The sequence below is a fragment of the Proteus sp. GOKU genome (genome assembly GCF_015475555.1).
GTDB lineage: Bacteria > Pseudomonadota > Gammaproteobacteria > Enterobacterales > Enterobacteriaceae > Proteus > Proteus mirabilis_B.
The window spans coordinates 1,091,068-1,117,661 of sequence record NZ_CP034105.1; the positions used below are offsets into that span (position 1 = coordinate 1,091,068).

The 26,594-nt window shown below is 36.8% G+C and carries 21 protein-coding genes; 2 read left to right on the forward strand and 19 right to left on the reverse strand.

Annotation, left to right across the window (positions count from 1 at the left end):
• Positions 1-31: 31 nt before the first annotated feature.
• From emrB to EHE21_RS05045, 8 genes are all read right to left on the reverse strand, one after another.
• Positions 32-1,549, reverse strand: a complete 1,518-nt coding sequence (gene emrB / locus EHE21_RS05010) for a multidrug efflux MFS transporter permease subunit EmrB (protein WP_088493474.1) — start codon at positions 1,547-1,549, stop codon at positions 32-34.
• Between the two features lie 15 nt (positions 1,550-1,564).
• Positions 1,565-2,743, reverse strand: a complete 1,179-nt coding sequence (gene emrA, locus EHE21_RS05015; RefSeq protein ID WP_102949398.1) for a multidrug efflux MFS transporter periplasmic adaptor subunit EmrA — start codon at positions 2,741-2,743, stop codon at positions 1,565-1,567.
• Positions 2,744-2,935: 192 nt separating this feature from the next.
• Positions 2,936-3,463, reverse strand: a complete 528-nt coding sequence (gene mprA, locus EHE21_RS05020; protein ID WP_023581117.1) for a transcriptional repressor MprA — start codon at positions 3,461-3,463, stop codon at positions 2,936-2,938.
• Positions 3,464-3,955: 492 nt separating this feature from the next.
• On the reverse strand, positions 3,956-5,164 hold the full coding sequence (locus tag EHE21_RS05025; RefSeq protein WP_194952015.1) for an MFS transporter: 1,209 nt from the start codon (positions 5,162-5,164) through the stop codon (positions 3,956-3,958).
• Positions 5,165-5,336: 172 nt separating this feature from the next.
• Entirely contained in the window at positions 5,337-5,747 is a 411-nt protein-coding gene (locus EHE21_RS05030; RefSeq protein ID WP_194952016.1) for a hypothetical protein, read from the reverse strand.
• A gap of 7 nt (positions 5,748-5,754) precedes the next feature.
• Positions 5,755-7,086, reverse strand: coding sequence for a phosphatase PAP2/dual specificity phosphatase family protein (locus tag EHE21_RS05035; RefSeq protein WP_194952017.1), 1,332 nt, complete (start codon positions 7,084-7,086; stop codon positions 5,755-5,757).
• 104 nt (positions 7,087-7,190) lie between these two features.
• Entirely contained in the window at positions 7,191-8,960 is a 1,770-nt protein-coding gene (locus EHE21_RS05040; protein ID WP_194952018.1) for a bifunctional alpha/beta hydrolase/class I SAM-dependent methyltransferase, read from the reverse strand.
• On the reverse strand, positions 8,957-9,592 hold the full coding sequence (locus EHE21_RS05045) for a CDP-alcohol phosphatidyltransferase family protein (RefSeq protein ID WP_194952019.1): 636 nt from the start codon (positions 9,590-9,592) through the stop codon (positions 8,957-8,959). Before EHE21_RS05045 ends, EHE21_RS05040 begins: the two co-directional genes overlap by 4 nt.
• A gap of 550 nt (positions 9,593-10,142) precedes the next feature.
• Here EHE21_RS05045 and EHE21_RS05050 point away from each other — a divergent pair.
• Positions 10,143-12,476: a TonB-dependent hemoglobin/transferrin/lactoferrin family receptor gene (locus EHE21_RS05050; RefSeq protein ID WP_194952020.1), complete on the forward strand. Its 2,334-nt coding sequence runs from the start codon at positions 10,143-10,145 to the stop codon at positions 12,474-12,476.
• Between the two features lie 121 nt (positions 12,477-12,597).
• Here EHE21_RS05050 and EHE21_RS05055 read toward each other — a convergent pair whose 3' ends face one another.
• From EHE21_RS05055 to EHE21_RS05065, 3 genes are read right to left on the reverse strand one after another with little or no spacing between them, the layout of a single operon-like run.
• Positions 12,598-14,100 (reverse strand): DHA2 family efflux MFS transporter permease subunit, encoded by a 1,503-nt coding sequence (locus tag EHE21_RS05055; RefSeq protein ID WP_194952021.1) that lies wholly within the window; start codon positions 14,098-14,100, stop codon positions 12,598-12,600.
• Complete coding sequence (locus EHE21_RS05060; protein WP_194952022.1) at positions 14,097-15,266, reverse strand: HlyD family secretion protein; 1,170 nt, start codon at positions 15,264-15,266, stop codon at positions 14,097-14,099. The genes EHE21_RS05055 and EHE21_RS05060 overlap by 4 nt, the downstream gene beginning before the upstream one ends.
• Before the next feature lie 39 nt (positions 15,267-15,305).
• Positions 15,306-16,772, reverse strand: a complete 1,467-nt coding sequence (locus EHE21_RS05065; RefSeq protein ID WP_194952023.1) for an efflux transporter outer membrane subunit — start codon at positions 16,770-16,772, stop codon at positions 15,306-15,308.
• Between the two features lie 217 nt (positions 16,773-16,989).
• Here EHE21_RS05065 and EHE21_RS05070 point away from each other — a divergent pair, with 217 nt between their 5' ends.
• Complete coding sequence (locus tag EHE21_RS05070) at positions 16,990-17,613, forward strand: TetR/AcrR family transcriptional regulator (RefSeq protein WP_194952024.1); 624 nt, start codon at positions 16,990-16,992, stop codon at positions 17,611-17,613.
• A gap of 200 nt (positions 17,614-17,813) precedes the next feature.
• On the opposite strand, the gene EHE21_RS05075 is transcribed toward EHE21_RS05070, so the two are convergent.
• The 8 genes from EHE21_RS05075 to EHE21_RS05110 all read right to left on the reverse strand — a co-directional run bounded on the left by EHE21_RS05075 (position 17,814) and on the right by EHE21_RS05110 (position 26,362).
• Positions 17,814-18,164: a ribonuclease G gene (locus EHE21_RS05075; protein WP_088493467.1), complete on the reverse strand. Its 351-nt coding sequence runs from the start codon at positions 18,162-18,164 to the stop codon at positions 17,814-17,816.
• Positions 18,165-18,449: 285 nt separating this feature from the next.
• Positions 18,450-19,445 carry a glycine betaine/L-proline ABC transporter substrate-binding protein ProX gene (gene proX, locus EHE21_RS05080; RefSeq protein WP_088493466.1) on the reverse strand — a complete coding sequence of 332 codons (996 nt, stop codon included), beginning with the start codon at positions 19,443-19,445 and terminating at the stop codon, positions 18,450-18,452.
• 121 nt (positions 19,446-19,566) lie between these two features.
• Positions 19,567-20,766, reverse strand: coding sequence for a glycine betaine/L-proline ABC transporter permease ProW (gene proW, locus EHE21_RS05085; protein ID WP_194952025.1), 1,200 nt, complete (start codon positions 20,764-20,766; stop codon positions 19,567-19,569).
• On the reverse strand, positions 20,759-21,958 hold the full coding sequence (gene proV, locus EHE21_RS05090; RefSeq protein ID WP_194952026.1) for a glycine betaine/L-proline ABC transporter ATP-binding protein ProV: 1,200 nt from the start codon (positions 21,956-21,958) through the stop codon (positions 20,759-20,761). The genes proW and proV overlap by 8 nt, the downstream gene beginning before the upstream one ends.
• A gap of 623 nt (positions 21,959-22,581) precedes the next feature.
• Entirely contained in the window at positions 22,582-23,550 is a 969-nt protein-coding gene (gene nrdF, locus EHE21_RS05095) for a class 1b ribonucleoside-diphosphate reductase subunit beta (protein WP_194952027.1), read from the reverse strand.
• Between the two features lie 24 nt (positions 23,551-23,574).
• A complete protein-coding gene (gene nrdE, locus EHE21_RS05100) occupies positions 23,575-25,701 on the reverse strand; it encodes a class 1b ribonucleoside-diphosphate reductase subunit alpha (RefSeq protein ID WP_194952028.1) in 2,127 nt (708 codons plus the stop codon).
• Between the two features lie 5 nt (positions 25,702-25,706).
• Positions 25,707-26,126, reverse strand: a complete 420-nt coding sequence (nrdI, locus tag EHE21_RS05105; RefSeq protein WP_088493461.1) for a class Ib ribonucleoside-diphosphate reductase assembly flavoprotein NrdI — start codon at positions 26,124-26,126, stop codon at positions 25,707-25,709.
• An 11-nt stretch (positions 26,127-26,137) separates the two neighbouring features.
• Positions 26,138-26,362, reverse strand: a complete 225-nt coding sequence (locus tag EHE21_RS05110; RefSeq protein ID WP_075671554.1) for a glutaredoxin family protein — start codon at positions 26,360-26,362, stop codon at positions 26,138-26,140.
• Positions 26,363-26,594: the final 232 nt, after the last annotated feature.

Here is a 26,594-nt window from a genome sequence, read left to right on the forward strand (position 1 = left end):
ATTTTTATTTATACGCTCTATGCTAATTGTATTATTTTCCTGGTGAGAAAGGCGGTTTAGCAAACCAAACCACGATCATCATGATAAGGAAAATACCGGCTGCTAACCAAAAAATCTCATTGGCTGAAATAATTAATCCTTGTTCTGTAATAGTTTTCGCTAAATATGCAGACGCTTGTTCATTTGAAAAACCAAGATCATTCATTTGTTGGTACGCCATTTGCGAATCAGGATCGAGTGGATTAATTTTTTCTACAAAGGTTTCATGGTGAAGTGATTCTCTTTGTGTCCAAATTGTTGTGGTTAACGATGCACCAATTGCCCCTGCCAATGTTCTTAAAAAGTTTGAAAGACTTGAGGCTGATGCCATTTTTTCTGGGGGTAATCCAGATAATGTCATTGTCGTTAATGGCATAAAGAAACACGCAACCGCTAAACCTTGCCAGAATTGAGGCCATGCCACAGTGGCAAAATCCATTCCTGGCTCGAAGGTATAAGCTCGCCAATAAAAACACACAGAAAACATAATAAAGCTAAAGCTGATGATATAGCGTAAATCCACTTTACCACCAAACTTACCTATAATCGGTGTGATAATTAAAGGTAATAAACCTACTGACGCTGATGCTAATCCAGCCCATGTTGCTGTATAACCAAAGACTTCTTGTAAAAGCAGTGGTAGTAAAACAATGGTGCCAAAATAGATCATATAAGCGAGGCTGAGCGTGACACAACCAATGGTAAAGTTTCGACTCTTAAAGAGAGAAAGGTCTATCACTGGATGATCGTCCGTTAACTCCCAAACAATTAAGAAGCTAAGCGCAACTACGGCAACAATAGTGAGGACTATAATTTCTGTCGAATTAAACCAATCGAGCTCTTTACCCTGATCGAGCATGATTTGTAACGCACCAATACCCACGACAAGTAAAACAAGGCCGATAGTATCTATTGGTTTAATTTCAGTTTTTGTTTCGCGTCCAGCTAAGGTGTTTGATATACACATAATAATCAACACACCAAATGGAACGTTAATAAAGAATATCCATCCCCAATGATAGTTATCGCTGATGTAGCCACCCAAAATCGGTCCTAAAATAGGTGCTACAACAATGGTTACTGACCATAGCGCAAGCGCCATATTTCGTTTGGCAGGTGGATAGTTATTCAATAACAAACTTTGTGATAAAGGAATTAGTGGTCCTGCAACTAAACCTTGAAGCACACGAAAGAAAATAAGCATTTCAAGGCTTTGTGAAATACCACAAAGCCAGGACGTTAACGCAAAAAGCGCTGTTGACCACATAAAGAGTCGAACTTCACCAATGCGTTTTGCTAACCAACCTGTAATTGGGATAGAAATAGCATTAGCCACACCAAATGAGGTAATAACCCAAGTCCCCTGTGAGTTAGAGGCACCTAAGTTTCCTGCAATAGTTGGAATGGCTACGTTAGCGATTGTAGAATCGAGAACTTGCATAAAGGTTGCCAACGCAAGGGCGATGGTCATTAAGGCAAGTCTTCCTCCTTGTAATGGCTCTTTGATCACCTTTACACCTCGCCTTTATTGTCCTGCATTTTGTTCAATGATTTCATTGATCAGTTTATTAATCTCTGACATATCAATTGTTAAAGCATCAGTATGATAAGCAGGTGCTTGGCGTTCGCTGTGTGATAATACTTTTCCATCAAGGTTAATCGTATCGACAGTCACTTCAGAAGAAAGACCAATACGCAGAGGTTTTTCTGCTAACTCTTTTTCATCTAATGAAATACGAACGGGTAAGCGTTGAACCACTTTTATCCAGTTACCACTGGCATTTTGCGCAGGTAATAATGAGAAAGCACTACCTGTTCCCATATCTAAACCTAACACGGTGCCGTGATAAATGACCTTTTTACCGTAAAAGTCAGTTGTTATCTTTGCAGGTTGACCAATTCGCATATTCGCGAGTTGGGTTTCTTTAAAGTTGGCATCAATCCACATACCTGTTACAGGAACAACGGCCATTAAAGGTTTACCCGGTGAGACTTGTGCACCAACTTGAACGCTACGACGTGAAACATAGCCATCTGTTGGGCTTAAAATTTTAGTACGTTCTAAGGCAAGCCATGCATTACGAACATCAGTTGATGCTTGTAAGACAGAAGGTTGTTTTGCAATTGGTGTATTTAAGATAATGGCTTGATTAGCATTATATTGCTCTCTTGCAACTTCTAAAGCCGCTCTTGCGGTAGAAACAGCTTCTCTGGCGTGTTGAAGTTCTTCTTTACCAATGACATTGCGTTCACCTAAAACTTCACGGCGGCGAAGATCATTTTGTAATTTAGTGAGCTCAGTTTCGCGTAAAACGATGTTTGCTTTTAATTGACGACCATTGATGATTTGCTGATGCATTTGACGAACACTATTAGCTAATGCTGTTTTTGCTTTTTCTAATGCGAGTTTTTCATCACTTGAATCTAATAAAACTAAGGGTTCACCTGCTTTTACAAAATCGGTGTTATCCACATAAACAGTGGTAACAGAACCAGAAATCTGTGGCATCACCATGATTTGATTGCCAGTCACATAAGCGTTATCTGTTGTTTCATGATGTCTTAACACCATAAACCAATAAGCTGTGTAAGCTGCACCAGCAACAATAAATAGGATAGTTAGCAACAGTAGAACGTTTCGGCGAGTTCGTTTTTTATTGCGAATGGGAGCCTGAGGGGGGGTAGTTTCCTCATTAACACTCATTTAGAAGATCTCCATAAAACCAGAAAAACATCATTAGATATGTTTCCAGTATTAAAACTGGAAACATAATTATAAAGTCAATCTTAGAATAATTATTAGCGTGAAGGTAAATTATAAATGCTAATGGGTAAGTATGTTTGCCGATTTATGGCGTAAATAGGATTAGATCAATAAAACTATTTATTATGCTACTTATTCACAACCTTTTTCAGCCAAAGTATCTAATTGTAATAATAACTTACGCATTAGCGTTTCAAGCTGTCTTTGTTCTGATTGATCTAATACAGACCAGATTTGTTTTAAACACTGATGTTGCGGTGGTAATAAGCTATTTAAAAACTCTTCACCTGCATCAGTTAAATGGAGATGTAAACAACGGCGGTCATTATGACTTTCACGACGTTCAATCCAACCTTGCTTTTCAAGCTCATCAGCAATACGTGTTGCGTTTGTTCTTGAAGAGCCTAAAGCTGCACTTAATTCTGATGGTTGAATACTACGATTTTCTGTCGTATCTAAAATCATTAGTGCCATAAATAATGTCTCGTTAATACCCTGAGACTTCAACATATTATTACGACTTTCAAGAAGTTTGCTTTGAACATGCATAGAAAGGCGAGTTAACAAAATTTCTTGATAAGGAATATCTTTGTTAAGCGATTTCTGTTGTGTAGCGCGAGTGTTTAGTAATTCTTCTGTTGGCGTAAATGAGCTTTCCATTTTTAGACACCTTGTTAGTTTCGAAAATTAGGATAATGCTGTTATCAACATGTTAAATGGTATATTAAACACACAATTTAGCAATTTTTATTATTTATAGTCACTATGTTTTTTTGATTATGTTACCTGATTCATAAATTTTTTGAATGATAACACAAAAAAAAGGATAGGTACTTATCTCTTTGCAATAAGTTAATAAAATCAATTTATCACTTATCTGACAATGAATAGTAGTCTATTTGCGAAAAAAGGGATCATTTTTTACGATAAAACACGTAATAAATTTATTATCACTACCAATGGTTGTTATGTGGATAATACCGAAGTGAAATTATCTATATAGTGCTTTATTGGTGAGATTGATATAATTTTCTTAATAAAGAATGGGATGATGATATACATTAATAGTAATCACGCTGTTAAAACATTCACATTTTATTCTGATTAGAGTGGGATTGAAGAAATAATGTAACCCATCCTTGGGTCTAAAAATTATTCAGCGTGGATTATTGGATCATTTTTATAACCTAAAAACCAAACAATAAGACCGATAACGCCGATGACTAATCCAGCGATGGAAACACCAGTCCATCCATATTGATGATAAGCATAGCCTGATAGTAAAGATCCTAATGCACCACCAATAAAATAGCTTGTCATATAAGCGGCAGTTAGGCGGTTTCTAGCATCAGGTAAAATACGGTATATGGTGCTCTGATTGGTGACATGAACACCCTGAACAGCTAAGTCTAGCAGGACAACGCCAATAATAAAGCTGATGAGTCCAATCCAGTGATAATAAGGCGCAATAATGATAAAACCCCAAGAAAGAAAGAGGATGATTAATCCTACAGTGGTGGTTTTCTTGCCTTTTCCTTTATCCACTAATACGCCAGCTTTACCCGCCATTAATGCACCTGCGGCACCCACAAGACCAAATAAACCAATAACAGCGTCAGAATAATTAAAAGGATCAGAAGCCAATAAAAAAGCCATTGAGGTCCACAATAAACCAAAGTGAGCAAAAATAAGTGCACCAACTAATGAGCGAGTTCTTAAGACAGGAGTTGTTGCAAATAATTTGAAAATAGAACCTAGCAATTGAAAATAATTTAAGTCTGTTTCACTTTTATAAGTAGGTAAACAGCGCCATAAAGTGATAGCTAAAATCGCCAGAAAAATACTTGCTACCCAGAAAATACCCTGCCAATTAGTAAATGACGCCATTAACCCAGATGCAGTTCTTGCCAGTAAAATTCCGAGTAAAAGACCACTCATAATCGTGCCGACTGCTTTGCCTCGTTGATGAGGTGCGGCAAGGGTTGCAGCAAAAGGAACAAGAATTTGAGCCACAACGGAGAACATCCCTGAGAGCGCCGTTCCTATTAACATTACCCAAATATTGGATGCCATAGCGGTAATTAATAGGCCACTCGCTGAAATTAATGTCATGGTAATAATCAGTGAGCGACGTTCAAAAATATCGCCAAGAGGCACTAATAACATTAACCCTACGGCATAACTTAATTGCGCAGTGGTAACAATAAATCCAGCCAACGTCGCAGATATGTGGAAGTAGTTTGCGATTGAATCTAGTAGGGGTTGTGCGTAGTAGTTACTGGCAACAACCATACCTGTGGCAACCGCCATTAGTAGAATAAGACCTTTGCTTAGCGATGTTTGTGGTGCGGTGTTTTCCATAATACTCATAACAAATCATTTATAAGGTAAATGATAGTAACATGAGTCATTTTTTTGAGAAAAGAATTACTGTGATAGAGATGTTCAATTAATTTGATATAAATCCTTAGATTTTATTCTTATAACATATTGTTTTATATGATAAATAAACATTAACTTTAGCTTTAGCTTGTTAATAACTAAAAAGCGTAAAAAAGAGCATAGCTAAACACCATATCCATTGAACTGAAACGCCAATCACGGCAAAAGAAAATAGACGCTTAGTTCCTAGCCAGCGAGCTTCCATTGTCTGTTTTTTGGGGCGTTTAGGAAATAACGTAGAGAGGCTTTCATCAAAACTAACATCATCTTGATAGCGATAAAGTGTCTGAAAAAAATGGCTATCAAGCCATAAACGAAAAAGGTGATATTGCGTAAATAAAAATAAAAGAGAAGCTACGAAGAATGCCAGTTTATTATGAAAATGAAGGCTAAACACAGGCCATGTGCTTATATAAGGTAACAGTGATAAAAGCAGTAAATAGCGCCAACTTTGAGTTAAAGACACAATTACTTTACCGCTGGTTTTTGTTGTCAGCATCATTATCTCGTCATCTATTTTGTTGGAAATGCGAATACCAAATTTGTAATGCCTCTTGTGTTTCTGGATTTAAAATCACTTGAGGGCGTGCTTGATAAACCTGTTTTATTGCGTCTTCCAAAGTATCTACTGTGCCACTGTAAACTAGCCATGCAACTGCAATGGTTGCACTGCGCGAATAGCCTAATTTGCAATGAATATAAACAGTTCCTACTTGGCTAAGCTGTTCCATAGACAACATGGCTTTGCTGATATCATCAGGAGATAATGGTAATAAATCGATTTGAGGTTGCGCTAAATAAAGCTGATTTTGGCTAAATTTGTTTCTTGGCCACTCACAGGTTAAATCAAAGACGGCGTTCGCTTTTAATTTATAAAGAGGGCGCCCGCCTAATAAAATACCTTCAGCCACTAAACTGGGTGTTTGGCAACGCGTTAAATAATAGCGATAAGTACACCAAGCAAAAAAGCGATAAGGTAATAGGATTATCTGTGCAGAAAGGGGGATTTCACCTTGTGCATTTTTTTGAAAAATAGAAGCTCCTGCCCCTAAATAACCTAAAGTCACAAAAGTTAATGTGATGGCAGGCCAGAGAAAAATCCAAAAGAAACCTTGTAAGCCAAAAGATAACAGATAAAACACTATTGCTGATAACGCGTAGTTTTTACCAATACGTAAACTGCGTTTATTGCCTGTAAAATGCCATTTCCAACGCGAGCTTATTGGTAATAAATAACAGATAAATACGCCGACACCAAAGCCTGTAATAATATCAATAAAGTGATGTTGCCACGTTGTCAGTACAGAAACAGCAATAAGCAATGACCATAAATTTAAAAACCATTGCCATGATTTTGGAGTATGTGCGCGAAAACGTAACCAAAGTATCCACAATAAGATTATGTGCAAAGAAGGCGCTTGGTTATAAGGTAAATCGAAACCTTCTAATTGGGTAAATAACCAACCAGAAAACCCTTCTGTTTTTGGGCGAATAAAACTAAATTTTAAAGGGAATAATAAAAAACCAGTACAAGCAATAAGAGAGGCAACAATTAAACGTAGTCCATGTATAAATTGTTCTCTTAACGTTGTACAAATAATCAGTGAAATACCATAGGCAATATTCACACTCCAATAAGGAATGATTGTCCACGGTAAAAAGGGGATCGCTTTTTCCCATGAATAAACAAAAGAAGGAACATCAGATAAAGTGGAAGTATAAGTGTTAACTTGCATATAAGTTAAATAGAAAAATGGGGCAAGAAACAACAGCCATACAATACCAGCAAGCCAGATACTTTTTCTTGATGATGTTATTTGAGTGTGTTGGGTTCCACCCATACTGAAATTCCTTTCTTTGTTTATATTTATATTTTTACAATGACTTAAAACTATCGCTATGTGTTGCTATATAGCGATAGTTTGATTATTTATGGCGCATTCCGTTAGCGACGTTTTGCTATCGATACACTAAAAATACCCCAATGATCAATTTGTTGATCTAACTTTTCAAAACCTGCTTCATTGACTAAAGCATCCATTTCACCTTGACTACGGCAACGCATGATCCAAGGTTGTCCGTTTTGGTGACTAGGTAATACACGCGCAATCATTTCAAGCTGAGGGTGCCAAGGTTGGCAGGTATAAATTAATAAACCGCCACTTGGGATGGCTTGCGATAGTCCTTTTAAAGACTCTTTTAGCAGATGATTTTCAGGGAATAATTCATAAAGTCCGCTGACAATACCTAAAGTTGGTGACGGAGAAACAGCACTCAAGCTTTCTGCATCAAAGGCGTTACCTTCTTCAAAACGTACTTTGTCTTCTAAGTGGCGCTCTTTAATCGCAATGTTGCCTTGTTCAACGTTAATGGCGCTATAATCACGCATTAAAATTGAATCGACCTTACCATAATCGTTAATTGCATCAAAAAGATAGCGCCCTTGTCCTGCTGCGATATCCATAATATGCACCGGCATATTATTTTGTATTAATTGGCGAATTGCGTAGCGGATTGTATTTTCAATATTGATTTTACGTTGGCGAATACCTTGCCAACCAATGCTATTTAAATATTGTCTATCGACAATACGACCAAATAATCCTTTCCCTTGAGGCTGATTACGGTAGACATAATCCAGCGTCGATCCGGAATCAAAACCTTTATCATAACCCAGAGTAACACCTTCAGATGCTTTACCTAAAGTGCTCATAGAGCGACTAAGTACTTTGTAATAAAGTCTTTTTGGACAATATTTAGGAAGTGGCGTTTGTAATGCGCGATAAACATCTGCACTATGACTCCAAGTATCTTCATATTGGTAATCATGTTGATAAAGTGGTTGTGCAAATAAGGTTTCAATAAAACTGCGCATTTTATTGATAGGAATAACTCTGTCTTTCTCACCTAAAGTATCGTGGTAAAAGCCCGGTAAGACATGCTTTTCTTTGATAGATGTATTTAAACGTTCATAGAAAAGGTGTTGAGGCTTGGCGTGAACCACATGATCATTGCCTGAAATAAATAACTGTGTTGGTAAAGTAATTGCACTTGCATCTTCAACAACACGATCAGCCGTTTTATAAAGCTCTAATAAAATATTGACGGCAATAGGGCGAGTGATCAGCGAGTCTTGATTAAAAGAGTCGATGCGACTTTGATCATGGGTTAAGTATTTGGCTTTCACGTATGAATTAACATAAAAAAGCCCGCGAACTTTTTGCATTAGGGCAAGGCCTGTGCGTGCAAAAGGAACATATAACTTCACTTTAAATGCAGGAGAAGCCAACACCATGCCGCGGATCTTAGGGGCATAATCATGTACCCAACCGGTAACTAAAACGGCACCTACACTTTGGCCAACAACCAGAATATTCTCCATTGGAATATTATAGTTGGATGAAACGTAATGAACGAATTCGTCTATATCTTTTATTGAAGTTCCCATTGATGGGCTATAACCGCGAGCGCCTTCATTTTTACCATGTCCACGAGCATCCCAAGCAAACATTGAAAAATCAGGAAGATCTAACTCATCCACTAGATGAGAAACACGACCTGAGTGTTCATGACCTCGGTGAAATAAAATAATTGCTTTTGGTTCAGTGGTAATTTGAGCAGGCCAATGGCGATAATACAAAGGTGTTTTATCGCTGGTGGTAAATTCAGACTCAATCATATTCCTTTGAGTTTGATATTGCGGTTGTTGATTCATAACGATGTATCCTTATCTTTATCTGTCATCGTTGCTTCTTTTAGTGCGCGATGAATTCGGTGATAACAAGTCAACAAAAGTAATAAATTAATAATAATAAAAAGATAATGCGTGTTTTCTGATAATGTCAGTGAGGGGAATAATCCGATAAAAAAGGCGATTGCACCGAAAATAAAGGCTCTATCACTTTTTCCCATCGGGCCATCATAACGACGAGAAGCATGTATAGTTTGGGCAAGCACACCTAAGAACTCAGTCATTATCATTAAAAAGAGTGCCAGCATGATCCACCAATAGGCTTGTGGAAAAATAAAAGCAAAGGGTAGATAGAGTGCAATGTCTGAAATAACATCGCTGGCTTCATTTAATATCGCTCCAAGCGCACTTTTTTGATTATGTTCTCGTGCAAGCATGCCATCTATGGCATTAAGTGCCATACGAAAAAAGAGAACAAAAGGGAGCAATAAAAATAAATGAGGGTAAGGATAGAGCAAAAGTAACCCACCAACAGTAATGGATAACAGTAAGGCAAAAAGCGTGACCTGATTTGCTGTGATCCCTTTTGTGAATAACTGTTCTACATAAGGGAGTAATAGAGCTTGGAATTTAGGTTTTAGGTCATAAATTGTCATGACGCATCCTTGTGTTCAAAAGTGCGTATATTACCTCATAATCATAATTTTATTATTAGCTGATTTTTATCTTATTGAATATCTTTATTTCAATGCTTTAATTTATTTACGATTTAAACATAAAACTAAGACTTAAAATTTACTTGAGTTAATAATTATTTAGCTCTCAAAATAAAGAGAAAATAAGATATGCAAAATTCTAATTATCAGACTGTTCTGTGTCTGTTTTATTCTCTTTATTTTAAAAATGATTAAATTTTCTTTAGTAATATGTACGTAATTATAATTAGAGAATTAATGGGAGGAAATGAAAATAAGAGCTATTAAATACCTTATAATAACTAATGAAATTAGTTTAATTTATTATAAATATTATTTTAGATAAAATTTAAATCTAACAAGAAAGTATCAATAGTGTAGTTATCTGTATTGAGTGATTAGTGCAAAAAAACTAGATAATGATAATTATTATCATTATCATAATTAGCGCTGTTAGGTACAGCTCTAATCATCTATCAAACTAATAACCATACAAAAAGATACTACTATTATGATCCATTTCTTAGCAAAAAATGATGCTTATCGTCAGGGAATTGGGATATTTTCATTTTCGTCATCAGCGATAGCATTATTATTGACTTCACTCACTTCGTTAAATAGCTATGCAACTGAAAGTGTAAAACCAGAAATAACGACATCCACAAAGTCGGAAAGTCCTGCACAACCCAAATCACGCGAAAAGATTATTATTGAACCTATCTATGTATCAGGTGAACTCAACTCAAGTGTTGATGCGGGAAGTACCGTTCTGACGTTAAAAGATATCGATAGAATTCAGCCTAATAATATTGCAGAGCTGGTGGATAAATTACCCGGAATTTCATCATCGGGTTCACCAAGACCGGGCGGTCAAACATTAAATATCTGGGGGATGGGCAATCCTGAAGATATTAAAATTACCCTTGATGGTACGCCTAAAACCTTTGAGAAATATCGCCAAGGTTCAATTTTTATTGATCCTGAATTAATCCGTCGTATAGATGTTGATAAAGGGCCTCATAATATTACTCAAGGAAATGGCGGTTTTGGTGGTTCGGTGAGAATTGAAACCAAAGATCCCGATGACTTATTACTACCCGATCAGAATATTGGGATGTTTTTAAAATATGGTCACCATACCAACGATAGACAAAACCGTTATAGTGGTGCGGTATACGGTAAATTACTGGATGGGCAAGCAGACGGATTGTTCTATTTTAACCGTCGTGAAAGTGACGATCTGCGTCGCCCTGATGGGACTAAATTTGGCTATTCACAATCAGATCAAGATTCTTTTTTAATTAAAACTAATATCTATTTAACCGAAGCACAAACATTAACGTTATCGGCATCACGATCAGAAAGTGACGGTTGGACGCCTTGGGCGGCTAAACGTGATGAATTGGCTAAACCTAGCCAAGCTGAAGTGGATAAATATGGTTTTGATGCAGCGATGAAACGCAAATTAGTTTATCGTGATCAAAAAGATGACACCTTCAGTGTGAAATGGAATATTCAGCCAGTTGATTCTGATTTAATTAATCTAACGTTTACCTACGGTTATTCAAAAACCAAACAAAATGATAGTCGTCCAGAGACCGCAAGCTCCTATTTTAGTGGCAGTATGGGCAATCAAAGTTGGGTAGATTATCGAAATCATCAAATTGAAATTAAAAATGAAAGTACCGTTATGCAAGGTGCTTTAGAGCATAAGGTATTAGTAGGAACACGTTGGCATCGTAATGATCGTGATGTCTTAATGTTTACTCGCGATAAAGCTAAAAATCCAAATTATAACTATGGATATTATGCGCCTCCTTATATGCCAGAAGGTACGCAAACGACAACCAGTTTTTATCTTCAAGATTCGATGAGTTATAGAAATCTGACGATAACGCCGGGCGTTCGCTACGATATCGTTAAAAATCAAGGCAAGGGAAGTCGGGCTATTACCTATCAAGATCCAGATCCCTATTATGGTCATGATTACTCTGATGTGACTTATAGCGGGGCAACACCTCATTTAGGTTTATTATGGAAAATGAATCAGAATTTCAGATTCTTTGGTGATTTAACCTATACATGGCGCGCTCCATTGATTGATGAGCAGTATGAAGTACAAGGAAGTATTTCTAGCTTAACAGGAACGAGTCGTCATCTAGACAAAGAAACTGTAAGGGCTGCACGAATTGGTGCAATTGCGGATTTTGAAAGTGTTATTCAGCAAGAAGACCAACTGCAATTAAGAACAACACTGTTTGATACTCGTGGTAAAGACGAAATTTTCCGTCGCCGTGGTGTCTATTGTGAAAGTCAAAAGGTGGATGGACATAATGGAAATTGTCCACCTTCGATTGGTAATTACCGTAATTTACCGGGCTACCATATCCAAGGGCTGGAAATCGAAGCCTTTTATAATAGCCCTAATGTATTCGGCCGTTTAGCATATTCAACAATGAAAGGAAAACGTGACCAATCACCGCGTGACCCGTGGTTTGGCCAAAAAACATGGATTGCTGAGATACAACCTGACGCTTTACATGCCACTCTTGGCGTAAAAGTACCCAGTATTAATGTCAATATGGGATGGACAGGTGATTTTATTGGTGCTCAACGCCGTTCACCAATGGATGCCGATCCTGATGCAGGATATTGGTCACTACCAAAAAGTAAAGGTTATGCAATTCACGGTTTATTTGCGAATTGGGAACCCTCTTTTATAGATAATACAGAAGTTCGTTTTACGGTCGCAAATTTATTTAACCGAGATTATTACCCTTATTTAGGTGAATCAGTTTCGGGTGTAGGACGTGATTATCGATTTACTGTGGTAAAACGTTTCTAATATTACTGAAAGTAAAAATGCTAAAGTGCCCCTAATAATAGTTGAACAACTCATTGTTAGGGGCACTTTGCTTATGAAAAATTGCATGTTAAATAGCTTATTGTAAATATAAATGAATTTTTTAGTGACCCGTATTTTGTTTTAAAGGCGCCTTACTTGGTTTTATAAACCAAACAACGACGGCAAATATTAACATCAAAATACAAGCTAAAGCATAAAAATCATTAGTTGCTAACATCATCGCTTGCTGATCAACTAATAATGAGAACTGATTTAATGATGAATCTATTGTTGAATTAGGCATATTATTAATATCAATAATGCTGACAAGCTCTGCGCGATTGACTTTACCTTGATGTTCCCAATAAGTTTGAGAAAGTGATCCCCCAATTGCCATCGACATAACTCTAAAAAAGTTTTGTAATCCTGCACCATTAGTGACTTTTTCACTTGGTAAATCTGACACACCAAGGCTGGTCAAAGTTACTATGCAAGCGGGAACACCCGCACCTAAAATAAACATTGGAAGTGCTATTTCCCAATAACCTACATCAATGGTAAAAAGTGCACGTAAATAAAATGATAATGCCAATATGCACAGGCCACAGGTTACAATCCATCTAGGATCTAATTTTTGTAAAAGTTTTCCTACAATAGGGGAGGTGACAACAGATAATATTCCCATTGGTGCTATCACAAGCCCAGCCCAAAAAGCGGTGTATCCCATTTGTTGTTGTAACCAAATAGGAGAGATGACAACGTTACCAAAGAATAAACCAAACATTAGGCTTACTGCTAGCGTTGAAAGGATCCAGTTTCTTGATTTAAAAACAGAGAGATCGACAATAGGGTTTGCATCAGTGAGCTCCCAAATAACAAAAAATATAAGGGAGATAACAGAAATAACGGCACAAATGATAATAAAAGATGAGGAAAACCAATCCAGCTCTTTTCCTTTATCTATCATTAGCTGTAATGCACTAACAAAAATAATTAAGAGCGTTAATCCTACAATATCAATAGGAATTCGTTTTTTTTCTGTTTCACGAGAGCGTAATAAAATCCAAGCTGAGATCCCAATAAGAATACCAATAGGTAAATTGATATAGAAAATCCAAGGCCAACTATAATTATCACAAAGCCATCCACCAAGAATAGGGCCTATAATGGGAGCGACAACAGTTGTCATTCCCCACAATGCGACGGCAATAGTCGATTTATCTTTCGGATAAATGGAGATTAATAAAGTTGCTGATAATGGAATTAATGGACCACCGGACAATCCTTGTAATATACGAAATAGAACAAGACTTTCTAATGACCATGAAAGGCCACATAGTAATGAAAAAAACATAAAAATAATAACACACGAAATAAATAATCTTATTTGCCCAAATCGTTTAACTAACCACCCCGCAAGAGGTACAGTAATTGCTTCCGCAACAGCATAAGAGGTAATAACCCACGTTCCTTCTGTCGTTGAAATACCTAGGTCACCAGAAATAGTGGGAATAGACACATTGGCGATAGTGGTATCAAGAACAATCATAAAATTAGCCAGCGCAATGGCAATCGTGCCCCAAATGAGTGGGATACCTTTTAGTGGTTTATTTTCCATATTCATTTAGTTACCTCTTTTAAATCAAGAGCTGAATATGTTGGATCTAGATTAACGGTTACATGCATTGAGAGACCAACTCTTAATGGATGTTTTTGTAACATTTCTTTGTCTAACTCAATACGTACTGGTACACGTTGAACGACTTTGATCCAGTTACCTGTGGCATTTTGAGCTGGAATTGCAGCAAAAGCTGAACCAGAACCACCTGATAAACCAATAACAGTACCTTTATAAAGCACCTTGCTTCCATAAAAATCTGATATTAATTGTACGTGTTGTCCTGAGCGTATTTCAGAGAGTTGTGCTTCTTTAAAGTTGGCATTAACATAAATCTTATCAATAGGTGTAATGGTCATTAACCGTTGACCTGGCTGGATTTTCTGTCCTATATCAACATTTCGTTGGCTGACTATTCCATCAATAGGAGCATGAACAATAGTTCGACTTAGATCTAATTGTGCTTGTTTCAGTTTTGTTTGTGCTTCAAGCAAATCAGGATGAGTTTCGACTGTTACCCCATCAATTAATGTGGCATGGGTTTTTAATTCTTCGATAGCAGAATTGTGATTAGCTTTTGCTACATTAACACGAGCTTCAGCTTGGTTGTACATTGCTTGAGCAATAGAAAAAGAGGCTTCAGCATTGGTCAATTTTTCTTGTGATGTAGCATCTGTTTTTGCCAAATTACGTTGTCTATTCAGATCAAGTCTGGTGCGTTTTAAATCTGCATTTGCTCGAGTAACATCAGCCTGTGCAGCATTTAAATTTGCAGCTTGGCTACTGACTTTTTGTTTTAATACTAAATTATTGGCAAACAGTTGTCTGACGGAACGTTCGGTGCGTGCTAAACGAGCTTGTGCTTGTTCGACGGCTAATACAGCATCGGCATTATCAAGAATAACGAGAATATCACCTGTTTTTACAAACTGAGTATCATGAACTTGCACTTGTGCTACAGGGCCTGAAACTAATGAAGTCACATCTGCAATTTCAGCAGCTGTATAGGCATTTTCTGTTTCAACCGTATTTGGTGAGAAAAACTCTGACCATATCCACCAAGTTGTTGCTGTCAAAACCATGAGCAATAGTGCTGTTGTTAGCCCTTTGCGACGCATTCTTTTCTTATTAGAATGGCTTTTTTCTTGCTTTTCTTCCACTGTAGTATTCATGATTTTTTTCCTTATTATTTGAGATTTCATCACAATATTTTATTTATTAATCTGTAATTCAGGAGACCATCCACCACCTAAAGCACGGTAGAGTGAAACAACAGAAAGAGCAGAATTCGTTGCACTATCCACTAAATTAGATTGGCTGGAGAGTAAAGAACGTTGTGAGATAAGTACTGAAGTAAAATCACTTACTCCTTGTTTATAGCTATTTTCCATCATGTTTAGTGCGGATTTATTCTGTTCAAAAGCAAGTTGTAGTTGCTCATGACGGTTTTTTTCGGTGATATAAGAGCTCAACGCATCATCAACTTCATGCCAAGCCTTTAAAACAGTTTGCTGATATGCAATACCCGCAATACGATGACGCGCTTCACTAAGTTCTAAATTACGCTGTAAACGACCACCTTGGAAAATAGGCAAATAGAGTGATGGTCCAACAGAAAAGCGTCGAGAATCCCAACTACCTAAATCTGATAATTCAAATGCTTGTAAGCCAATATTGCCTGTTAAGCTTATTCGAGGGTAAAAATCAGCTCTAGCAGCACCGATATCGGCAACAGCAGCACGTAGATTTGCTTCAGCTTGTAAAATATCAGGGCGTTGTTTAGCGAGATCAGAAGAGATGCCTACAGGTAACAATGCTGGCATTGAAGGTAAATCTTTAGGCACAAGTAAGGAAACTAGCTTATGAGGTGGTTTTCCTAATAATAATGCTAATGCATTTATTGATGAGTCACGTTGTTGTTGCAATTGCATCAATTGAGCTTCTATTTGTGCTAACTCAGCGCGAGTTAATGCAACATCAGAAATTGTTGCTACACCATTTTTTTTCCTATCTTCAGCAATGGTGAGTAATCGCAGTGCAATATTGCGATGTTCCTTATATATTTTTTCTTGGGATTGAATTCCTCTAACAAGTAAATAAGTTCGAGCAACTTCAGCTGAAATCGAGTTTTTAGTCGCAATCATGCCAAAATGAGTTACCTGAAGTTTAGCCAATGCAGCCTCATTTTGATGGCGAAGATATCCCCATAAATCCAATTCCCAACTTGCTTGGAGGCCTAAACTCCATGAGTTACTTGCAGTAGAGGGGGCTCCAAGTATGGAAAGAGGTTCATTTTTACTAATCGCTTGGCGAGAATATCCACTAGAAGCATCAAGTTGTGGCAAGCGAGATGCAAATACTAGTCCAAGTTGAGCTCTGCTTTCTTCAACACGAAGAAGGGCTGTTTGCAAATCAAAATTTGATTTGGCTGCTTCCGATTCAAGAGTGACCAAGATAGGGTCATTAAATAATTCCCACCATAAAGTTGGCATGGTTTCTGTTATTAAAGTGGTATCCCCTTTTTTATCTGCATCGTGTACAAGTAATGAAATATCAATATGTTCAGCTGAATATGTCGGAATGTCAGATGTATTTACACACCCTAAAAGCGTAAGCGCTAAAAGAAGTGCGAGATGCTTTTTTTGAAAAAAACGTGGGTAAGGATAAGTCTGTTTCATAAAGATCCTTTAGCTACTAGCGTAGACTCAATTGGGCGCGTAAAATAAACTAAACCGATCGGTACTGTAATGTTAATAATTAATCTATGTCAATAAATATAATTATCAAGCATTTTTATTTATTTTCCTTAAAAAATGTACCGATCGGTTTATTTGATGATAGACTGTAAATATGCTAGTTTTGTGTTATCTGATTTTTTAATTGATGAGCGACAATATGATTTCACCAAAATCAATCACTACAGCCGATGAAAAAGAGTTAGCAGTACTTAACGCGGCTACAGAGATATTTTTTGTTCATGGTTTTAGTGCCGCGACAACAGATATGATCCAACGTAAAGCGGGGGTATCAAAGGCGACAATGTATGCGTGTTTTCCTAGTAAAGAAGCGATATTTACAGCCGTGATTGATAAAGAATGCCGTATAATGGGACATGCATTTAATACGATGGAAATTGTTGACGGCAATATAAAAGATGCACTTACTCAACTTGGCGTATCTTACTTACAATTAGTTTTTTCACCATCATCAATTGCATTATTCCGCCTGATTGTTGCTGAGGCACCTCGTTTTCCTGAAATAAGCCACCGATTTTATTTAGCTGGACCAAAACCTGTTATTGATAAAATCACTGATTATTTTATCAGTGCTGCGAATGCAGGAAAAATTAATATTAATGCTATCGGTGCTAGCCAAGCAGCGCAGCTTTTCACTAGTATGCTACGTGGAGAAGGGCATTTGGAATATTTAACTCACCCCACACCAACACCTTCAATGGCAAGGCAAGATTTGTGGGTAAAAAATGCGGTAGACACTTTTTTAAAGGCATATGCCAAATAGAAGACGTCTTATAAAAATAGTAGTTAATACAGATAGTTTAAGGATCTTTTCTTATTATTATTGATAAACTTGAGAAGGACCTTTAATTTAAAATTTTAAAAAGTCACATAAAGGTGAATAGATAGGTTTTTATAGAAAACCCCATGAAAAATAATATGGGGTTTATTGTAAGTTCAAAGAGTAAGACTTAATGTATTGAATTAATAACCATGTGATGCAGAAGTTGCAATCATCGCCATCATAGTTGTGAAGAAGAAAATAAAGAAAAGAACAGCCATAACAATACTAATAATAAAGTAAACAAAGCCAGCTCTGTTCCATGTTTCTTGCACTTTCATAAAGGTTTCAACAGAATCATAATCACCACTTTTCCAAGCCCACTCATTCCCTTTAATACCACAGACAAAAATCCAAACAAGATTAAGTAAAGGAACAAGCGCTAATAATGGAAGATAGGATTTATTACCAAAACCCCAAATAATATTAAACATGAAAGCACCCCAGTTCCAACGTTTAATTTCTTCAGGTACGGGCTTGTTAGTGTAAGACACAGTTTATTCCTTATCTAAAATAATAAATATAAAAATGAGAATGCCAAAATGGCAACTGGAGAAAAGGATAATCATAATTGAAGAAATGAGAGAATGAAAGGTGGGTATGTCTCTGCCATTAATAAAAAGAATAATCTTAATAATAAAATAGTATTAAGATGACTTTTAATTTTTATATAAACTTATTTTATCTAATTACATGTAAATTTAGTTTTTTATAAATAAAAACAGGCCACAATAATGTGACCTGTTTTGTGACAATCTTAAATGAAGATTATTTATTGATTATTTTGCAGCAGCTTGAGCTTGTTCAATCCAACCATCAAAGGTTTTTTGATGTGCTTTGATCCATGCATTAGCATGACGTTCAATATCTGCCTGTGATTTTTGACCATTATGCATACGTAAGTTTTGCGCATTAATATCGGCAACAGACACTTTCATAACTTCAAAGAGTTTTGCCGCAGCAGGATTTTCTTCAGCCCATTTTTTATTTGCTGCAATATGCATGGTACTTGGTGGAAAGCCATAGTTTTTACCATTTGCTAATGTGGTATCGGTTTTATCATCACCCGGTAATGAAGAGAAAGGCACTTGTAACCAAACAACATCTTTACCTGGTTTTAATACATCACTTATCCAGTAAGGTGTCCATGTGTAATAAAAAATGGGTTTGCCTTCTTTATAGCGAGTAATGGTATCTGCCATCATTGCCGCATAGTTACCTTGGTTATGTGTAACAGATTTTTCTAATCCATAGGCTTTTAAGTGATTGTTAATCGCTTCTTCACAACCCCATCCCGGATTACAACCCGTTAAATCGGCTTTACCATCACCATTGGCATCAAATAATTTGGCAATTTTAGGATCTTTTAATTGCTCAATATTCGTAATGTTATATTTCTCTGCCGTTTTCTTATCAATCAAGTAACCTTGAGCGGCATTAACGACATAATCCCCTTTACGATAAAAGGTATTATCACCTCCTGCCGCTGCATATTGTGAATTATGAAGAGGAACCCAACTGACTGCCATAAAAGTGGCATCACCATTGGCGATAGAGGAATAAGCAACGTTATAGTCAACTTCTTTAATTGGCTGAACGGTGTAACCTAATTGTTCTAGTGCTTTATTAACGATTAAAGTTTGAAATGTTTCTTCAGAAATCGTACTTTGCACGGGTTGAACCGAAATCCCTTTTCCAGGTAAATCAGCAGCGGATAACTGGGTGCTTATCAGTGTGGCGGACAATACTGTTGCCCAGAGAACTGGATTACGCATAGTTTTTCCTTCTGTTGTTATGGTAAGAGATAAATAGCGACAGCGAACTGTCGCCTCTATTTCTTATATTGATTGAACGTGATGTTCTTTATTGATTTTTAATTAATAGTAAAAATATTTATTACGATGCTTTTTTGCCAAAGAGTCGATAAATTAAACCGATAGGTCCTGTCATATACCAGCATCGATTGCCTTTATGACGGCTGTTTTGACCTAAAGATTGTGTTAATCGGTCAAGGATAATGGCAAGAATAACAATACCTGCACCCCCTACGGCAGCCAGTCCCATATCAAGACGACCTATACCGCGTAATACCATTTGACCTAATCCACCAACGGCAATCATTGAGGCAATAACAACCATTGAAAGTGCTAACATTAGCGTTTGGTTTACACCTGCCATAATCGTTGGCATGGCGAGAGGTAATTGCACTTTAAACAGCATTTGACGAGGATTTGCACCAAATGATTGTGCTGCTTCGATTAAATCTTCAGGGACTTGTTTGATCCCCAAAATGGTCAATCTCACAATTGGAGGTAAGGCAAAAATAATAGTGACCACAACGCCGGGTACGTTACCAATACCAAATAACATGACGATAGGAACTAAGTAGACAAACGCAGGTGTTGTCTGCATCGCATCGAGTAAAGGCCTAACAATTTTGGATGCTCTATCACTGTTAGCCAGCCATATTCCTAATGGAAGCCCGATAATAAGACAAAACAGTAACGAGGTTAGTACCAATGCAAGGGTAACCATGGCTTCAGACCAAGCACCAATCGCCCCAATTAATATTAATGAGATAAAAGAAGTGACACCCATGACTTTGCCTGAAAGCTGCCATGCAATCAGAGAAAACAGAATAATGGCGATAGGTGCTGGCATTGAAGTTAAGAAATTTTCAAAACCACTTAAGACCAAATCAACCGGTACACGGATACCTTGGAAAACAGGGCGAAAGTGCAACACAATCCAGTCAATCGCATCAGTAACCCATGAATCTAAGGGGATCAGCGTATTATGAAACGGATCCATTAGATTGAATGAATCGGGTGCTACATCTGTTGGTGTTGCATCTAACCAATCACTGCCAGAGGATGAGGTATCAATATTTTCAGTACCACTGCCAGCACCCCAAGGATCAGCATCTGTTGATGAACTGTCGGCACTACTCCAAGGATCACTTTCTGTTGTAGTGGTATCAGTTGTTGCCCAAGGATCATCATTTACGTTATTAGTTGTCTCTTGTGCCGTTTTGTTTGTTGTGGCTTCTTGGATATTTGTATCCAAAGCCACATCTTTATCTGTTGTATTACTCATTTGGCGTCTCCTTATCCAGTGCTTGTAATAACATTCCTTTAGAAATTAAGCCGATATAACGGTTTTTTTCATCAATAACAGGAATTGCACAGGGAGATTGTGCAACAGTTGAAATCAGCTCGTTTAACGGTGTATCACCATTAATGGCACAAGGCTCAGATAAAATAGCTGACTCAATAGGTTGTTTATTTTTCAGCGCCTCTTCAAGAGATGTGACAGAAACGATGCCAATAAATTTTCTTCCTCGTTCAATGAGATAGCCAAAGTTTCTATCTTCATCTTCGAGTACTTTTAAGGCAGATCGAGGACCAAAACCGGGCGCAACATGCAGTAAGGTTTCAGGGCGACGTTTGGCTATATCTTTTGCACTAAATACGTGGCTAATATCAACACCACGGAAAAAAGTACGCACATAATCATTTGCTGGATTGTTAAGTATTTCATCTGGTGTACCCGTTTGAACAACAACGCCACCTTGCATAATGGCAATTCGGTCGCCAATCCGCATAGCTTCATCCAGATCATGGGAGATAAACACAATGGTGCGCTGTTTATCACCTTGTAAGCTTAATAACTCATCCTGCATTTCTGTACGAATTAATGGATCGAGTGCTGAAAAGGCTTCATCCATCAATAAAATATCGGGATCATTAGCAAGTGCACGCGCAAGACCGATACGTTGACGCATCCCACCAGAAAGCTCATCAGGCCAAGAGTTTGCGTAACTGCCCAAGTTGACTTGCTCTAAGGCATCCATCGCTTTTTTATAACGCTCATCTTTGCTTAATCCCGCGAGATCCATTCCAAATGCGGTGTTATCAAGCACGTTCATATGGGGCATTAGTGCAAATGACTGAAACACCATACTGATTTTTTTACGGCGCACTTGTCGTAATTCTTTATCCGACATAGTGGCAATATTTTCACCATCAATAAGCACCTCTCCCTTTGTTGGAGAGATCAGACGATTGAGAAGGCGGACTAGTGTGGATTTACCTGAACCAGATAATCCCATGATGACAAATATTTCGCCTTCTTCAATTGCCAGATTTGCATTTTGAACGCCCACTGTAAGCCCTGTTTTATCAAAAATCTGATCTTTATTCATACCAGACTCTAATAATTCAAAAGCGCGTTTAGGGTGCTCGCCAAATACCTTGTAGAGATTTTTTACTTCGAGTTTAATTGCCATGCAATATATAGTTTCCTATTTAAATATTGAAAGGAATAAATTAAATGTTAATTAATAAGTGTTGTTGTTTTTCCTAAATAAGATTTTTAGTAAGGCAAATACCCTACCACAATGATTGAGCCTGACAACCCTATGTTAATTATAATTAATTAAATAATTTAGCTATATTTTCTTTATTTTTAATATGATTAATAATTAAATAAAGTGAAATAAATAAAATTTATTAAAAGATATATTTCTCTCTAACTGACTGAAATAACTTTGTTTTTAGAGATATTGCTATTTTGATTAGGATCTCAATAAAAATGAAGACTCAATATCAAAATAGAAGAGGGGAAAAGAGAAAAATTAAATGAAAAAAAATCACTATACATTAGTAAGATTAATATTTAATATCTTGTGATAAGGATTATATACTGGAAATAGGCTAGAATAATTCGAAAAAAATTGATTTTTTGACAATATTGAACGGCAAAAATCAATCAATTAGATTGTTTAGTGAACAAATAAAAATGCACCAAAAAATAATCTATATTTTTCAGTGCATTATGTTTTATATGTGATACATAATTAAATTGAATGTATTTTGTTGTTTCTTTTACCTTCAACTAAGTTAATAAACCTTAAAAATCCCAATCATCATCTTCAGTGTTAATGGTTTTTCCAATAACATAAGATGAACCTGAACCAGAGAAGAAATCGTGATTTTCATTTGCATCTGGCGATAATGAAGAAAGAATTGCAGGGCTTACATTTGTTATTTCATCAGGGAATAAAGCTTCATACCCTAAATTCATTAATGCTTTATTTGCATTGTAATGAAGAAATTTTTTGACATCTTCTGTCCAACCTACCGTGTCGTAAAGATCTTCGGTATATTTCACTTCATTGTCATATAAATCTAATAATAATGAGAAAGCAAAATCTTTAATATCTTGCTTCTCTAATTCGGATTTATTTAATAACTGATTTTGAAATTTATAGCCAATATAATAACCATGAACGGCTTCATCTCGAATAATAAGACGAATTAAATCGGCTGTATTGGTTAATTTCCCTCGGCTTGACCAATACATGGGTAAATAGAATCCTGAATAAAATAAAAAGGATTCTAAAAAGACGCTGGCGATTTTTTTCTTTAAAGGATCTTCATCTTGATAATAACGCAAAATAATTTCTGCTTTCTTTTGTAAGTAAGGATTTTCCTCACTCCAGCGGTATGCTTCATCGACATCAGTTGTTAAGCAGAGTGTGGAAAATATTGAACTGTAAGAGCGAGCATGAACCGCTTCCATAAAGCAGATATTAGATAACACGGCTTCTTCATGTGGCGTGAGTGCATCAGGCATCAAAGTGGGCGCACCTACGGTATTTTGGATCGTATCAAGCAAAGTTAACCCTGTAAAAACACGAATTGTGAGTTGTTTTTCAGCTTGAGTCAGCGTGTTCCATGAGGGGATGTCATTAGAGAGTGGAATTTTTTCAGGTAACCAAAAATTCATGGTTAAGCGATTCCAAACTTCTAAATCTTTTTCATCTTCAATGCGATTCCAATTAATCGCATTAACGTGGCTTAATAAAGGTGATGACATGCTATGTTCTCCTTATTGTTATTATTAAAGTGCGCACGAAACACAGCCTTTGATTTCAGTACCTGCTAATGCAGATTGTCGGATACGAATGTAATACAAGGTTTTAATACCTTTACGCCATGCATATATTTGCGCTTTGTTAATATCACGGGTTGTTGCTTCATCAGAAAAGAATAATGTGAGCGATAAACCTTGGTCGATATGTTGAGAAGCCTCAGCATAGGTATCAATAATTTTCTCAGCCCCAATTTCATAGGCGTCTTGATAATACTGACGGTTTTCATTGGTCATAAAGGGAGCTGGGTAATAAACTCGCCCAATTTTACCTTCTTTTCTAATTTCTATTGGTGCGGCAATAGGATGAATACTCGATGTAGAGTGGTTGATATAGGAAATAGATCCTGTTGGTGGTATCGCCTGTAAATTTTGGTTATAGATCCCATGCGTCATAATAGATTGCTTGAGAGCCTGCCAATCTTCCTGTGTCGGAATATGAACATTAGATTGATTAAATAGCTGGTGGACTTTTTGTGTTTTAGGCAACCATTGTTGTGATACATATTTATTAAAATATTCACCCGTTGCGTATTTCGAATTTTCAAAGCCTTTAAACTGCTGTTTTTTTTCAATGGCTAATTGATTTGAAGCTAACAACGCATAGTAAGTGACGGTATAAAAATAGATATTAGTGAAATCTAATGCTTCTTCAGAGCCGTAATAAATCCCTTCACGCGCTAAGTAGCCATGTAAATTCATTTGTCCTAAACCAATGGCATGAGAAGCGAGATTACCTTTTTCAATAGAAGGAACGGACTCAATTTTCGTCATTTCAGAGACATTGCTTAATGCTCTAATTGCCGTGCTGACGGTATGTGCAAAATTAGGTGAATCCATTGCCATAGCAATATTCATAGAACCTAAGTTACAACTGATGTCATGACCAATATGGCGATAGCTTAAGTCTGGGTGATACTCACTGGCGCTGTTTACTTGTAAAATTTCAGAGCAAAGATTGCTCATATTAATTCTACCAGCGATAGGATTGGCACGATTTACCGCATCTTCAAACATGATATAAGGATAGCCAGACTCAAATTGAATTTCGGCAAGTGTTTGGAAAAACTCCCTCGCTTTAATTTTCTTCTTACGAATTTGCGCGTTATTCACCATCTCACTGTATTTTTCACTCACACTGATTTCCGACATAGGTACGCCATAAACACGCTCTACATCATAAGGTGAGAAGAGATACATATCTTCATTGCGTTTCGCTAATTCAAACGTGATATCAGGGATAACAACGCCTAAAGAGAGCGTTTTTATTCGCACTTTTTCATCTGCATTTTCTCTTTTTGTATCAAGAAAATGGTAAATATCTGGATGATGAGCATGAAGATAAACAGCGCCAGCTCCTTGTCTTGCACCTAACTGATTAGCATAAGAAAAAGCATCTTCAAGCATTTTCATAACAGGAACAACGCCAGAAGATTGATTTTCTATACGTTTAATCGGTGCACCTGCTTCACGTAAATTAGTGAGCAAAAATGCAACACCACCGCCACGTTTAGAAAGCTGTAACGCGGAATTTACCGATCGACCGATAGATTCCATATTATCTTCTATACGCAATAAAAAGCAGGAAACCAATTCACCGCGTTGTTGTTTTCCGCAATTTAAAAAAGTCGGTGTAGCGGGTTGAAAACGACCACTAATAATTTCATCTACAAGATGAATAGCAAGATCAGTATCGCCTTGTGCAAGCGTGAGAGCCACCATACAAACGCGATCTTCATAGCGTTCAAGATAGCGCTCTCCATCAAAGGTTTTTAAGGTATAACTGGTGTAGTACTTAAAAGCACCAAGGAAAGATTGAAAGCGAAATTTTTTACTATAAGCATGTTTGAATAGCTGTTTGATAAAGGCAAATTCATACTGTTCTAACACTTGCGCTTCGTAATAGTGTTGTTGTACTAAGAACTCGAGTTTTTCTTTTAGATCATGAAAAAATACTGTGTTTTGATTTACATGTTGACGAAAAAAATGGTGTGTTGCTAATTTATCTTTATCAAACTGAATATTACCTTGCTCATCATAGAGATTTAGCATGGCATTCAATGCATGGTAATCCAGTTGTTCTGTTGATTGTGTCATGTTAATTATCTCGTGACGCATTGGTCAGTAAGACTTGACCAAAATGTACTTAAACCTGTTTTTACGCGATTCACATCTTCTGGCGTACCTAATAATTCAAATCGATACAAAAAAGGGATTTGGCATTTTTGTGCAATAATATCGCCAGCTAATCCGTAAGCTGCACCAAAGTTAGTATTTCCAGAAGCAATGACTCCACGTATTAATTGGCGGTTTTCAGGAATATTTAAAAACTGAATAACTGCTTTAGGAACTGCACCTTTAGTACCACCACCACCATAAGTTGGGCAAAGCAACACAAAGGGTTGTGTTGCAAGCAATGTTTCATCTTCAATAATTCTGGTCGCATTTAAATTGAGCTTTTGTACAAAGCGATGGCAGTTTTCAGAGCGACTTGAAAAATAGATCAAAGGTGCAGTTTGCATGAGATGCTCCTTTAGAGCGTGATCTGTCTGATTTTATCAGGGCAGAAACCTGACCAATGCTGTTCACCATGAACCACAACAGGTACTTGGCGATATCCCATAGAAACGATACGGGCGAGAGCTTGTGTATCTTTGGTGAGATCGACTGCAACAAACGGAATGTTTTTCTGTTTTAAAGCGCGTTCTGTGGCACTGCATTGAACGCAATTCGGTTTGGTATAGAGGATAACAGACATAAAAATAACCCTTATAAAAATATGGATGCGTCTGTTTTCACATCCATAATGAGAAGTACTTAAATACTATATATAGAGTTGTTTATTTTCAACCACACAATATATGGTGATTTTCATTTTTGATAATGATTATCATTAAAATTAAACAGTTAGTAAACTAATTTTATTTTTAGATCGCTCGATTGATCAATTTTTATTAGATATACGAGTAATTAGATGATTGCTTTATCAA